9 protein-coding genes are annotated in these 12,879 nt (G+C 69.4%); 7 read left to right on the top strand and 2 right to left on the bottom strand.

The features are described 5' to 3' along the window. Window positions 1–50: 50 nt before the first annotated feature. From WT60_RS12205 to WT60_RS12175, 6 genes are all read left to right on the top strand, one after another. Window positions 51–584 carry a spore coat U domain-containing protein gene (locus WT60_RS12205; protein ID WP_060356412.1) on the top strand — a complete coding sequence of 178 codons (534 nt, stop codon included), beginning with the start codon at window positions 51–53 and terminating at the stop codon, window positions 582–584. A 17-nt stretch (window positions 585–601) separates the two neighbouring features. Then, window positions 602–1,441 carry a molecular chaperone gene (locus WT60_RS12200; protein ID WP_060356413.1) on the top strand — a complete coding sequence of 280 codons (840 nt, stop codon included), beginning with the start codon at window positions 602–604 and terminating at the stop codon, window positions 1,439–1,441. Window positions 1,442–1,485: 44 nt separating this feature from the next. Next, complete coding sequence (locus WT60_RS12195; protein WP_060356414.1) at window positions 1,486–3,903, top strand: fimbria/pilus outer membrane usher protein; 2,418 nt, start codon at window positions 1,486–1,488, stop codon at window positions 3,901–3,903. Between the two features lie 15 nt (window positions 3,904–3,918). Beyond that, complete coding sequence (locus WT60_RS12190; protein ID WP_059671128.1) at window positions 3,919–4,884, top strand: spore coat U domain-containing protein; 966 nt, start codon at window positions 3,919–3,921, stop codon at window positions 4,882–4,884. A 414-nt stretch (window positions 4,885–5,298) separates the two neighbouring features. Beyond that, a complete protein-coding gene (locus tag WT60_RS12180; protein WP_060356415.1) occupies window positions 5,299–7,374 on the top strand; it encodes an ATP-binding protein in 2,076 nt (691 codons plus the stop codon). Then, the gene (locus WT60_RS12175) at window positions 7,375–8,007 is read left to right on the top strand and encodes a response regulator transcription factor (RefSeq protein WP_059641676.1); all 633 of its coding nucleotides are present in this window, start codon (window positions 7,375–7,377) and stop codon (window positions 8,005–8,007) included. A gap of 96 nt (window positions 8,008–8,103) precedes the next feature. On the opposite strand, the gene fabV is transcribed toward WT60_RS12175, so the two are convergent. Then, the gene (fabV, locus tag WT60_RS12170) at window positions 8,104–9,297 is read right to left on the bottom strand and encodes an enoyl-ACP reductase FabV (protein ID WP_038751343.1); all 1,194 of its coding nucleotides are present in this window, start codon (window positions 9,295–9,297) and stop codon (window positions 8,104–8,106) included. A 390-nt stretch (window positions 9,298–9,687) separates the two neighbouring features. Further along, window positions 9,688–11,271: an acid phosphatase gene (locus WT60_RS12160; protein WP_059671127.1), complete on the bottom strand. Its 1,584-nt coding sequence runs from the start codon at window positions 11,269–11,271 to the stop codon at window positions 9,688–9,690. A gap of 233 nt (window positions 11,272–11,504) precedes the next feature. On the opposite strand from WT60_RS12160, the gene WT60_RS12155 reads away from it, so the two are divergent. Then, window positions 11,505–12,875 (top strand): cytochrome c peroxidase, encoded by a 1,371-nt coding sequence (locus tag WT60_RS12155; protein ID WP_060356417.1) that lies wholly within the window; start codon window positions 11,505–11,507, stop codon window positions 12,873–12,875. The last annotated feature ends 4 nt before the right edge of the window (window positions 12,876–12,879 follow it).

Raw genomic sequence — 12,879 nt, 5'->3', positions numbered from 1 at the left:
CGCGGCGCGCATACGAGCAAGCCGCGAGGCGATCCCAGATTCCGATCGTCATGTCGACCTTTGAGCGAGTGGTTTTCCTGCTGTGCGCCGCGTTGCTGCCGGTTGTTCCGGCGATTGGCCGGGCCGACGCGCTGTTGCCCAGAACCCAGGCCTTCACGGTCAGCGCGCAGATTGTCGCGGGCTGCGGCGTCGCGGGCGGCGGGCCGACGAGCGGCCTGAGCTTCGGCACGCTCGATTTCGGCGCGCATCCGGCCGTCGCGACGGGGCAGGCGAGCGCGGCGGTCGGCGGCGGCGCATTGCAGATCGAATGCTCGCCCGGCTCGACGCTGAAGATGACGATCGACGGCGGCGCGAACGCGAGCGCGGGCAACACGCAGCGCAATCTGGCGAGCGGCGGCGCGCGCGTCGCATATCAGCTGTATTCGGACGCCGGACACACGCAGGCGATCGCGATCGGGCAGGCGGTGTCGCTGCCCGTGTCCGGGACGATCACGCTGCCGATCTACGGCGCGCTGACGCTGCCGGGCGGCGGCGCGCCCGCCGGCACGTACACCGACACCGCGCAGGTCACGCTCAGTTATTAATCAATCAGGAATCCGTGATGAAAGTTTCGAGATCGCCCGGCATGCCGGCGCGAGCCGCACGCATGTTGCGCCGCGCGCTCGTCGGCGCGGCGGCCGCGGCGGCGTTGGTCGCGCCGCACGCGCATGCGGCGACGTCCGTGATGATCTGGCCGATCGATCCCGTGATCGACAGCGATCAGCGCGCGGCGGCGTTATGGCTCGAGAACCGCGATCGCCGGCCGGTGACGCTGCAGGTGCGCGTGCTCGGCTGGCGCGAAGCGAACGGCGAGGACGTCTACGACGAGAGCCAGCAGCGCATCGCGGGCAGCCCGCCGATGGCGACTGTGCCGCCCGGCAAGCGCCAGTTGATCCGGCTGACCCGCCTCGCGGACGCCGCGCCCGGCACCGAGGAGGCGTACCGCGTGCTGATCGACGAGATCCCGCAGCCGGACGACGACGCGCGGAACGCCGCGAACGAGACGGCGCTCGGCGTGAAGTTCCAGATGCATTACTCGGTGCCGCTCTTCGTCTACGGCGACGGCCTGTGGACGAAGGAGAACCCGGACGAGCGTCGCGACCCTGCGACGGCGGGGCGGCCCGCGCTCCGGTGGCGCATCGTGCACGACGGCGGCAAGCGCTGGCTCGTCGTGTCGAACCGCGGCCCCGTGCATGCGCGGATCACGCGCGCGGCGTTCGAATCGAACGGCGCGCGCGCCGATTTGGCGCGCGGCCTGCTCGGCTACGTGCTGCCCGGCGCGCAGATGCGCTGGGCGCTGCCCGAGAGCATGAAGCTCAATTCCAATTCCAAGCTGGTCGCCACCGTCAACGGCGTGGCCGATCTCGCGATCGACGTGGACGGCGCCGCTTCGAACCGGTAATCCGCATCACGACACAAGCGACGACGTCGCGACGGGGAAATGCCTTGAAGCGGTACAACGGGTACAACGAACACAGAACGAGAAGACTGCCGCGACGGCGCGCGGCGGCGTGGGCGGTGGGAATGGCGTTCGCGGCGGCGGGGGACGTGCGCGCGAACGAGCCGATGACGCTCGCGGACAGCTTCGGCCGCGCGCTGCCGCCCGCGGGCGGCGCGGCGACGCGCGGCACGTTGTACCTCGAGCTCGTCGTCAACGAGCTGTCGACCGGGCGGATCGTGCCGATCCGCTATCGGGACGGCGTCTACTACGCGCGCGCGAGCGATCTCGCGCAGGCGTCGGTGCGCACGCACGCCGAACCCGACGCGCTCGTCGATCTGTCGACGCTCGACGGCGTGCAAGTCGAATACGAGAGCGGCGAGCAGCGCCTGAAGCTGAGCGTGCCGCCCGACTGGCTGCCGCAGCAGGCGGTCGGCTCGCGGCGGCTGTACGACCGCACGCCCGCGGCCGTGAGCTTCGGGCTCCTGTTCAATTACGACGTGTACGCGAATTCGCCGACGCTCGGCACGAGCTACACGTCCGCATGGACCGAAGCGCGGCTGTTCGACAAGTGGGGCACCGTGACGAACACGGGTGTCTATCGGCGCGATTACGGCGGCAGCGGCGGCGTCGCGAGCAACCGCTATCTGCGCTACGACACGTCCTGGCGCTACTCGGATCAGGACCGCATGCTCACGTACACGGCGGGCGACGTGATTACGGGCGCGCTGTCGTGGTCGAGCGCGGTGCGTCTGGGCGGCGTGTCGATCGAGCGCGACTTCAAGGTGCGCCCCGACATCGTCACGTATCCGCTGCCGCAGTTCTCGGGCCAGGCCGCGGTGCCGACCGCCGTCGATCTCTTCATCAACGGCAGCAAGACGACGACGGGGCAGGTGAATCCGGGGCCGTTCACGCTGAACAACGTGCCGTTCATCAACGGCGCGGGCGAGGCGACCGTCGTGACGACCGACGCGCTCGGCCGCCGGGTCGCGACGACGATTCCGTTCTACGTCGCGAACACGCTGCTGCAGAAGGGGCTCTCGGACTATTCGCTGTCGGTCGGCGCGATGCGGCGCGACTATGGCATCCGCTCGTTCTCGTACGGCAAGTTCGCGGCGTCGGGCACCGCGCGCTACGGCCTCACCGATTACCTGACGATCGAAGGCCATGCGGAGGGCGGCGAACGCCTCGCGCTCGGCGGCCTCGGGTTCGACGTCGGCGTCGGCATGTTCGGCGTGCTCAACGTCGCGGCGACGCAGAGCCGTCTCGCCGGCGCGTCCGGCCGGCAGTACGCGTTCGGCTACAGCTATTCGTCGCAGCGCTTCAGCGTGGCGCTGCAACGGATTCAGCGCACCGACGGGTTTCGCGATCTGTCGGTCTACGACTTGCCTTCGGACGTCGCGTACCGGCTCGTGCGCAGCAGCACGCAGGCCACGGGCGCGCTCAATCTCGGCGCGATCGGCGGCACGCTCGGCGCCGGCTATTTCGACGTGCGCGGCGCCGACGGCGCGCGCACGCGGATCGCGAACCTGTCGTACACGCGTCCGATCTTGCGGCGCGCGACGCTCTACGCGTCGGTGAACAAGACGATCGGCGACCACGGCTTCGCCGCGCAATTGCAACTGATCGTGCCGCTCGGCGACAAGGGCGTCGTGACGGGCTCGCTCGCGCGCGATCAGAACAACAGCGTCAGCGAGCGCGTGCAGTACAGCCGCAGCGTGCCGAGCGACGGCGGCTTCGGCTGGAACCTCGCGTACGCGGGGGGCGGTTCGCACTATCAGCAGGCGGACGCGACGTGGCGCAACCGCTACTTCCAGGTGCAGGGCGGCGCGTACGGCTACGGCGCGGGGCGCGGCTATGCGCGCTGGGGCGAGATGCAGGGCTCGGTCGTCGTGATGGACGGCGCGATGCTGCCCGCGAATCGCGTCGACGACGCATTCGTGCTGATCGACACGCAAGGCCGCAAGGGCGTGCCCGTGCGCTACGAGAACCAGCTCGTCGGCAAGACGGACGGCGGCGGCCACCTGCTCGTGCCGTGGGCGCCGTCGTATTACGCGGGCAAGTACGAAATCGATCCGCTCGAGCTGCCGAGCAATGTGCGCGTGCCGGTCGTCGAGCAGCGCGTGGCCGTGCGCGACCGCGGCGGCGCGCTCGTCACGTTCCCGATCGAGAAGATCGTCTCCGCGCAAATCTCGCTCGTCGACGCCGCGGGCCGGCCGATCGGCATCGGCTCGCGCGTGCTGCACGAGGAGAGCGGCCAGACCGCGCTCGTCGGCTGGCAGGGCGAAACTTATTTCGAAGGCTTGTCCGCGGTCAATCATCTGCGCGTGACGACGCCGGACGGCCGCACGTGCCGAGCGACGTTCGATGCCGACGTCGACGCGGCTAGGATGAGCCGCATCGGCCCGCTCGCGTGCGGCGAATAACGACAGGATTCATCGATGAAGCCATTCTGCCAATTCCTCGTGCGCGTCGCGGCGGCGCTCGCGCTCGGTCTTTTCGCGGCGATGCACGCGCACGCGACGTGCTCGGTCGTGAGCGCGGCCCCCGCGTCGTTCGGCACGGTCACGTCGTTCGTCGCCGCGAGCCAGCCGCAGTCGACGTCGACGACGAGCAGCGGCCTGTCGTGCTCGGGCGCGCTGCTCGGCCTGTTCGTGATCGGCGACCAGATCAACGCGACGATCACGTCGGCCAACGGCGGCAAGCTCGTCGGCCCGACGGGGGACGCGGTGCCGTACGCGGCGTTCGCCGACCAGAACTATTCGATCAAGCTCGACTACAGCACGACCTACAACTGGGCGAGCGGGCAGTTGCTGAACCTGCTCGGGATCTTCGGCGGCCCCGCGAAGACGCTGCCGCTGTATTTCCGCACGATCCAGGGCAGCAATGTCGCGGCGGGCACGTACGCCGACACGCTGACGATCGCGTGGAGCTGGGACTACTGCAGCGGGATCGGCATTCTCGGTCTCTGTCTCGGCCGCGACCGGGGCTCGGGCACGGCCGTCGTGCCGGTCACGCTCACCGTGACGAACGATTGCGTGATCGTCGCGCCCGACGTGAACTTCGGTTCCGCGCCGACGGTCGCGAGCTTCGCGCCGGTGACGGGCAGCGTGTCGCTCACCTGCACGAAGGGGATGGTCTACACGGTCGGCCTCACCAGCGGCGCGAATCCGCACGCGAGCGGGCGCCGGCAGATGGCGAACGGCGCGAACCGGCTGCAGTACGACATCTTCGGCTCGGGCGGCGGCGCGGTGTGGGGGCAGTCGACGAACCGCGCGGGCAGCGGCGCGGCGGCCGACGGCCGATCGGCGCAGCAGTTTCCGTACACCGCGCGGATCTACTCGGATCAGCAGACGCCCGCCGTCGGCACGTATACGGACAGTGTGGTGATCGACGTGCGCTATTAGCCGAAAATCGGCGTTTTCTGAAAATCGTTTCGGACATGCGAATCGAGTCGGACGGGGGGATATGGAGGTGAGCGGAAAAGCCGGAACAGTTTTTTTCGTTTTCGAACGAAGCGTAGATTTGACGATGTGCGAAGCCCGAAACGGCCAATTCGGGCGCGAGAATATCGCCCTGCGCATGCGTTGATCGCCGACTTTCGCGTGTCGGCCGTCCCATTTTCGTTCCGGGCCGGCCGCGGGCGGACGCCGCCGCTCTGCGCTGCGCGCCATCGAATCGAGGAATCGGAGAAAGCGCACGTGCGATGGGATAAACGACCCTACCCATAAATGGAACGGCGACAAGAAAAAGGAGGTGCGAGTTTTTTCCGGAAACGGAAGAGATGCGTATTCTGACGAGGTTCCATATGGGATAAAGGTATGAAAAGCGACGGCTTTTGCGGAGGCAAATTCTGTCGACGCATACTGGTGTGCATCTCCGCAGCAGCGCTCGCGTTCTTGACGCTGCCGCAGGCTTCCGCGCGGGTGCAGGACAGCATGCTGATCGCGGCGACGCCCTGCAAGTGGACGCATCTGTACCCGTTGCTTTGGGGAGGCAGCCACGTGCTCGTCGCGCTGCTGAGCTACGGATGGGCGCACCGCGATCTGAAGCGCCTGCAGGCGGCGCTGCGCGCGAGCCGGGGCTCGCTCGCGACCGCGAGCCACGAGCTGCGCGCGCCCGTCAACGGCATGCTCGCGCTCGTCGAGCTGCTGAAGAAGGGGCTGCTCGCGCCGGAGCAGCAGCGGCTGCTGAGTCTCGTGCAGGACTCGGGGCAGTCGCTCGCGCGCGTGCTGAACGACATTCTCGATCACGCGAGCATCGAGGCGGGGCAGTTCGCGATCGAGAAGACGCGCGTGGACGTGCGCGAGCTCGTCGACAGCGTGACCGCGATGCTCGCGGTGCAGGCGCAGCGCAAAGGCTTGCGAATCAGGCTATACGTCGACGCTGACGTGCCGGCCGCCGTGCTGACGGACGGCAATCGGCTGCGGCAGATTCTCGTCAACCTGATCGGCAACGGCATCAAGTACACGGAGCGCGGCAGCGTGTCGGTGCGCGTGCGCGCGGCGCACGAGGCCGACGGCTCGGTCGAGATCGTCGCGACGATCGTCGATACGGGAATCGGTATCGCCGCCGACGAGCTGCGGCGGCTCTTCACGCCGTTCGTGCGCGCGGCGCGCGGCGCGCGGCGCACGGAATCGGGAACGGGGCTCGGGCTTGCGATCGCGCGCAAGCTCGCGAGATTGCTGGGAGGAGACGTGACGCTGTCAAGCGAGGAAGGCAGGGGAACGACGGCGACGGCGCGCATCCGCTGCGCGGTCGCGGCGCGCGGCTACGCGCCGGATGCGCTCGCCGGGCGCGTGGTGTCGATCGACGTCGGCGATCCGGCGGCCGCGGCGACGCTCGCCGCCTACGCGCGCGCCGCGGGCGTGCGGCTCGCCGCGCGCGGCGCGACGGACGTCGACGCGGTGGTGTGCGACGAGGCGCGCGTCGACGCGGCGCGGCCGCAGATCGGCTGGGTCGGCGTGACCGACGCGGCGCAGCCCGCCGGCTGGCTCGACGACGGCACGCACGTGCGGCTGAGCAGCAACCCGCTCGGCTGGCGCGCGTTCACCGAGAGCCTGCGCGCCGCGCTCGACGCGCGGGATGCGGCGTGCGCACGCGCGGCGACGGGAAGCGAGCCGCGCGCGTACCGCGTGCTCGTCGTCGACGATCAGGAAATGAACCGCGTCGTGATCGGCTACCAGCTCGACGCGCTCGGCCATCGCGCGCGCCTCTGCGGCGGCGGCGAAGAAGCGTTGCGCGCGCTCGAGGCGGGCGCGTTCGACGTCGTGCTCACCGACTGCCGAATGCCGGGCATGGACGGCGTCGCGCTGACGGCGGCGATCCGCGCGCATCCGGATGCGCGCGTGCGCGCGACGCCCGTCGTCGGCGTGACGGCGCTCGTGTCGGACGCCGAATACGCGCGCTGCGTCGCGGCCGGCATGACGTTGTGCATCGGCAAGCCGACGACGCTCGACGCGCTCGAGCGCGCGCTCGCCGATGCGATCGAGCCCGCGCCCGCGCTGCGCTTCGATCCGTCGCGCATCGACGCGACGCGCCTGCTCGCGGGATTCGGCGCGTCGTCCGCGCACGGCGCGGCGCGCGACGCGATCCTGCTTGCGTGCCGCCGCGCGCTCGAGCGCGACCGGGATGCGCTGACGCGCCATTTGCGCGACGGCCTGTCCGAGCGCGAGCTGCGCGCGTGGTGCCACACGGCGCGCGGCACGTACGGCCTGTTCGGCCAGGCGCACGTCGATGCGCTGCTCGACGAATTCCACCATCTGCTCGCGGCGGGCGACGCCCGCGCGATCCGCGGCGCGGTCCGGGACACGCTCGCGATGGTGAACCATCTGCTGCGCTGCGTTGCGCATCCGGCGCAATCGCGCGATCGCGGCGATCCAAAAGGAGGAAGGTAAATGAGCGTTCAAGTGTTGATCGCGGACGACCATCCGCTCGTGCTGTTGGGCGTGCGTCACATGCTGGCGGAGATGGCCGACGTGTCGATCGTCGGCGAGGCGCACGATCCGGCGGGGCTGCTCGCGCGGCTCGCGGCCACGCCGTGCGACATCGTCATCACCGATTTCGCGATGCCCGACCAGCCGGCCGCGGACGGCCTCGCGATGCTGACCGCGATCCGCGACGGCCATCCTTCGGTGCGCGTGATCGTTCTGACGATGCTCGACAACCCGGTGCTGATGCGCACGATGCGCCAGGCGGGCGCGCTCGCGGTGCTGAGCAAGCGGGGCGACCTCGACGAGCTGCCGCGCGCGCTCGCCGCCGTGTGCCAGGGGCGGACATTCGTCGGCACGCACGCGGGCGCGGCGAGCGGGCTCGCGATGCGCGCGACGGACGCGCCGCCGCAGCTGAGCCCGCGCGAGATCGAGGTCGTGCGCCTCTGCGCGACCGGCATGACGATGACCGACATCGCGCACCGCTATGGCCGCAGCATCAAGACGGTCAGCACGCACAAGCACAATGCGATGGGCAAGCTCGGGCTGAAGTCCGACGTCGATCTGTTCATGTACGCGTCGGAGAACGGGCTCGTGTGACGGGCGCGCAGGGACGCAGGCATCGCATCGCGCGATGCCGATGCCGGGTGCGCCGGGCCTGGCGCCGTGCGAAGAGGCGGCTGCCCGATTCGCGAATCAGTCGATCAGATTCGCCATCCGCACGTTCGGGTCGACGTGCGCGTCGTAATCGACGCCGTCGATCTCGAAGCCGAACAGACGCAGGAATTCGGTCTTGTAGCCGGCGAAATCGGCGAGCGTGTACAGATTGTCGTCCGTCACCTGGTCCCACAGCTCGAGCACGCGCGCCTGCACGGCGGGATCGAGCTCGCGCCCGTCGGCGCGCAGCCGGCCTTCGGCGTCGACATGCGGATGCGCGCCGTAGAGACTGTCGCGGAACAGGCCGTCGACCTGCTCGATGCAGCCTTCGTGCGTGCCGCGCGCCTTCATCACCTTGAAGAGCAGCGACAGGTACAGCGGCATCATCGGAATCGCGGAGCTCGCCTGCGTGACGACGGCCTTCAGCACCGACACGCGCGCGTCGCCGCCGCGCGAGGCGAGCTTGTCGCGGATCGCGAGCACGGTGCGGTCGAGGTCCTTCTTCGCCTCGCCGATCGAGCCGTTCCAGTAGATGTCGTGCGTGACCTTCTCGCCGAGATACGTGAACGCGGTCGTCTTCGCGCCGTCGGCGAGCACGCCCGCCGCGTCGAGCGCGTCGATCCACATCCGCCAGTCCTCGCCGCCCATCACGGCGACCGTGCCGGCGATCTCGTCGGGCGTCGCCGGCTGAAGCAGCGTTTCCTTGATCGCCTCGTTGTCCGTATCGATCCCGCGCAGCCGCACCGCGCGGCCGATCGGCTTGAGCGTCGACTGGAACGTCTCGCCCGTCTTCGGATGCGTCCTGCGCGGCGCGGCGACGCTGTAGACGACGAGGTCGACCTGGCCGAGATCGCGCCTGATCGCGTCGATCGTCTTTTGCTTGATCTCGTCGGAGAACGCGTCGCCGTTGATGCTCGCCGCATACAGGCCGCGCGCGGCCGCTTCTTCATGGAAGGCGGCGCTGTTGTACCAGCCCGCGGTGCCGGGCTTCGCGTCGCCCGGCGCACGCTCGAAGAACACGCCGAGCGTGGCGGCCGCCGATCCGAACGCGGCCGCGATGCGCGCGGCGAGCCCGTAGCCCGTCGACGCGCCGATCACGAGCACCTTCTTCGGCCCGTGCCCGATCGGGCCGCCGCGCTCGACGTAGGCGATCTGCTCGCGCACGCTCGCCGCACAGCCGGCCGGATGGGTGGTGACGCAGATGAAGCCGCGTACGCGCGGTTTGATGATCATGGCGGTCTCGCTTGGATGGCAGGGACGGTCGGAAAGGGAGCGTGCATTCTAAACGAGGCGCGCGGCGGGCCATGCGTTCGCGAGGGCGGACGGCGCGCGCGGCGGCGGCCGGAATGCGCGGCAGGCGGAGCGGATGGTGCGGGATCGGCGCCGGATCGGCGCGGATCGATGCAGATCGGCACCGGAGTGCCGCACGCGATGAATCGGGCGGCGGACATCGCGGCGCGCGGCATCGCATGCGAGCGTCCCGCGCGCGCCGGGCCGCTCGCGTGCGAATGCTTGCATCCGATCGGATGCGGCGCGCCGAGTGCGCCGCGCGCGGGCCGAAAAAAAGGGCGGCCGAAGCCGCCCAATGAAGCGATGTCGCGTCGTCGTGATCCGGTAGCGCGCTCAGTTGCCCGTCGACAGCGTGAGCGCGTTCGTCAGGTCGCCCATCGGCTTGAGGCCGTTCGCGACGAGCGCGTCGTCGCGCTGTTTGAGGCCCGCGAGCTTCGGCAGCGAGAAGCGGCGCGTGATGAAGCGCAGGATCGACGCGGTGTCGTATTGCGTATGGTCGACGAAGCCTTGCTTCGCGAACGGCGAGATGACGAACGCCGGAATGCGCGTGCCCGGGCCCCAGCGGTCGCCCTTCGGCGGCGCGACGTGATCCCAGAAGCCGCCGTTCTCGTCGTACGTGACGATCACGACCATGTTGTTCCACTGAGGGCTCTTCTGCAGGTGCGAGATCACGTCGGCGATGTGCTGGTCGCCCGACGCGACGTCGGTGTAGCCCGGGTGCTCGTTCAGGTTGCCCTGCGGCTTGTAGAACGTGACCTGCGGCAGCTTGCCCGCGTCGATCGCCTGGATGAGCGTGGTGCCGTTCGAGCCGGCGTCGAGCAGGTGCTGCGCGCGGCTCGCGCTGCCGGGCGCCTGGTTCGCGTAATAGTTGAACGGCTGGTGATGCGGCTGGAAGTTCGGCGAGGTCATGTTCGGCCCGTAGATCACGCCCGACGTGTTGCTTTGCGCGGCCTGCAGCGCCGCGCCCCACGCGCCGCCGTACCAGGCCCACGAGATGCCCGAGTTCGTCAGCAGGTCGCCGATGTTCTGCTGCGTCTGCGGCGGCAGCGTCGACGGGTTCGACGGATCGGCGAGGTTCGGATCGCCGCCCGATGCGGCCGCGTTGCCGCTCGGCTGATACGGCGGCTGCATCGTGTTGACCGCGTAGAAATCCGGCGTGAGGCCGCCCGATTTGACGAACTTCGGCGGGCCCGACAGCGCGGAAGCGGGCGAATTCGCGGCCGTCGTGAGCGTCACGCCGTCCGGGTTGACCACCGAGATCTGGCTCGCGGCCGGGCTCTTGTCGGCGTTCGGGTAATACGGCGCGCACGCGCAGATCAGGTACTGGTGATTCAGGAACGAGCCGCCGAACGCGCCCATGAAGAAGTTGTCGGCGAGCGTGTATTGCTGCGCGAGCTTCCAGAGCGGCAGCTTCGACGGATCGGCCGTGTAGTGGCCCATCACGAGGCCGCCCGCGTCGGACCACGCGGCGTACTTGTCGTTCTTGCCGCCGTCGATCTGCATCTGGTTCTCGTAGAAGCGGTGAACGAGGTCGCGCGTCGTCACGCTCATCGGCGTGTTGAAGCCGTTCGGATCGTCGATGGCGAACGGCGCGTTCGGCAGGTTCGCCGTCATCGCCTCCGTCACCGCGGGCGACACGCCCGCCGCCGTCAGGCCGTTCCAGATCTTCGGCAGCGTCGCGAGCGGCGTGCCGTCGCGGTCGGCCTGCTGCGCGCTCGCGGCCGTCGCGTTCTGCAGGCCGTTCGCGCCGGGGAAGTTGCCGTACAGGTTGTCGAAGCTGCGGTTTTCCGCATAGATCACGACGACGTTCTTCACTGCCGACAGGCCGGGCGACGTGACGTCGTCCCCGCCGCACGCGGTGAGGCCGAAGGCGGCCGCCAGCGCGATCGGCGTCACGCGAATCCAATGCTTGTTCATCCGTTATCTCTCTTGTCGCACGAGGGGTGTGGGTATCGAGGGGCCGGCCGGCGCGCGTCGCGCGAAGCGGCGTGCGGCATGAATGTGCTTTGACAGCCGGCTGCGCGGATTGTGTAAGGAGCGTTTGACAGCAACATGTTGTAATGCTTTCGTTCAGCTGTCGATTTATCGTCATCGATTTGTCATTCTCGTGACATACGCTCGCGCCTTTCCCACTCGACACCGCCGAATCGATGATGCGCCGCCCGCTGCGACACGCCACCCGGAATCGTTCGACCTTCGCCGCGCTGCGCACGCTCGCGGCGGCGACCGCGTTCGCGGCAGGCGTCGCCGCCTGCGATGCGAACGGCCCCGCCGAGACGCGCGCTTCGGCGCCCGCTGCGGTATCCGCTTCGGCGCCCGCCGCGCAGGCGGGTGCGCCCGCCGTCGTCGAGCGCCGGCCGCAGACGCGCGCGCAGGTGTACGAAGCGGTGACGCAGATGACGGCGCTCGGCCGGCAGCTGTTCTTCGATCCGTCGCTGTCGGGCAGCGGCAAGCTCGCGTGCGCGTCGTGTCACAGCCCGCAGCACGCGTTCGGGCCGCCGAACGCGCTGCCCGCGCAATTCGGCGGCGACGATCTGCGCCAGCAGGGCTTTCGCGCGGTGCCGACGCTCAAGTACCTGCAGAAGGTGCCCGCGTTCAGCGAGCACTATCACGAGTCGGACGACGAGGGCGACGAGAGCGTCGACGCCGGTCCGACGGGCGGCCTCACGTGGGACGGCCGCGTCGACAGCGGCGCGGAGCAGGCGCGCGTGCCGCTCACGTCGCCGTTCGAGATGAACGGCACGCCCGCGAAGGTCGCGCGCGCGGTGCGGGCCGCGCCGTACGCGGACGCGTTTCGCCGCGCGTTCGGCTCGCGCGTGCTCGACGACGACCGCGCGACGTTCGACGCGGTGCTGCAGGCGCTCGGCACGTTCGAGCAGACGCCCGGCGTGTTCTATCCGTACTCGAGCAAGTACGACGCCTATCTGGCGGGCCGCGCGCAGCTCACGAGCGCCGAGCTGCACGGGCTGCAGGTCTTCAACGACGAGAAGAAGGGCAACTGCGCGAGCTGCCACGTGAGCCGGCGCGGACTCGACGGCACGCCGCCGCAGTTCAGCGATTTCGGTCTGATCGCGCTCGGCGTGCCGCGCAATCGCGAGCTCGCCGTGAACCGGAATCCGGCGTTCCACGATCTCGGCGCATGCGGGCCCGAACGCCGGGACCTGAAGGGGCGCGACGAGTTCTGCGGGCTGTTCCGCACGCCGACGCTGCGCAACGTCGCGCTGAAGAAGACGTTCTTCCACAACGGCATCTATCACTCGCTCGAGGGCGTGATGCGCTTCTACGCGCAACGCGACACGCATCCCGAGAAGTTCTATCCGGTGAAGAACGGCGTCGTCCAGAAGTTCGACGACTTGCCCAAGCGCTACTGGAAGAACCTGAACGACGAGCCGCCGTTCGACCGCAAGCGCGGCGATCCGCCCGCGATGACCGACACGGAGATCAAGGACGTGATCGCGTTCCTCGGCACGCTCACCGACGGCTACGACGCGCAAGCGAAGCCGGCGCTCGGCAATCGCTGAGACG

Origin of the sequence: Burkholderia sp. MSMB617WGS, from assembly GCF_001532025.2 — a bacterium.
GTDB classification, from domain to species: Bacteria; Pseudomonadota; Gammaproteobacteria; order Burkholderiales; family Burkholderiaceae; genus Burkholderia; species Burkholderia savannae.
Note: the sequence above shows the minus strand (reverse complement) of the source record. Positions and strands in the feature narration are given on the sequence as shown.

Excerpts from the sequence above, each read along its gene's own strand:
- WT60_RS12205 (WP_060356412.1), top strand. The coding sequence starts at position 51 with ATGTCGACCTTTGAGCGAGTGGTTTTCCTGCTGTGCGCCGCGTTGCTG.
- WT60_RS12200 (WP_060356413.1), top strand. The coding sequence starts at position 602 with ATGAAAGTTTCGAGATCGCCCGGCATGCCGGCGCGAGCCGCACGCATG.
- WT60_RS12190 (WP_059671128.1), top strand. The coding sequence starts at position 3,919 with ATGAAGCCATTCTGCCAATTCCTCGTGCGCGTCGCGGCGGCGCTCGCG.
- WT60_RS12180 (WP_060356415.1), top strand. The coding sequence starts at position 5,299 with ATGAAAAGCGACGGCTTTTGCGGAGGCAAATTCTGTCGACGCATACTG.
- WT60_RS12175 (WP_059641676.1), top strand. The coding sequence starts at position 7,375 with ATGAGCGTTCAAGTGTTGATCGCGGACGACCATCCGCTCGTGCTGTTG.
- fabV (WP_038751343.1), bottom strand. The coding sequence starts at position 9,297 with ATGATCATCAAACCGCGCGTACGCGGCTTCATCTGCGTCACCACCCAT.
- WT60_RS12160 (WP_059671127.1), bottom strand. The coding sequence starts at position 11,271 with ATGAACAAGCATTGGATTCGCGTGACGCCGATCGCGCTGGCGGCCGCC.
- WT60_RS12155 (WP_060356417.1), top strand. The coding sequence starts at position 11,505 with ATGATGCGCCGCCCGCTGCGACACGCCACCCGGAATCGTTCGACCTTC.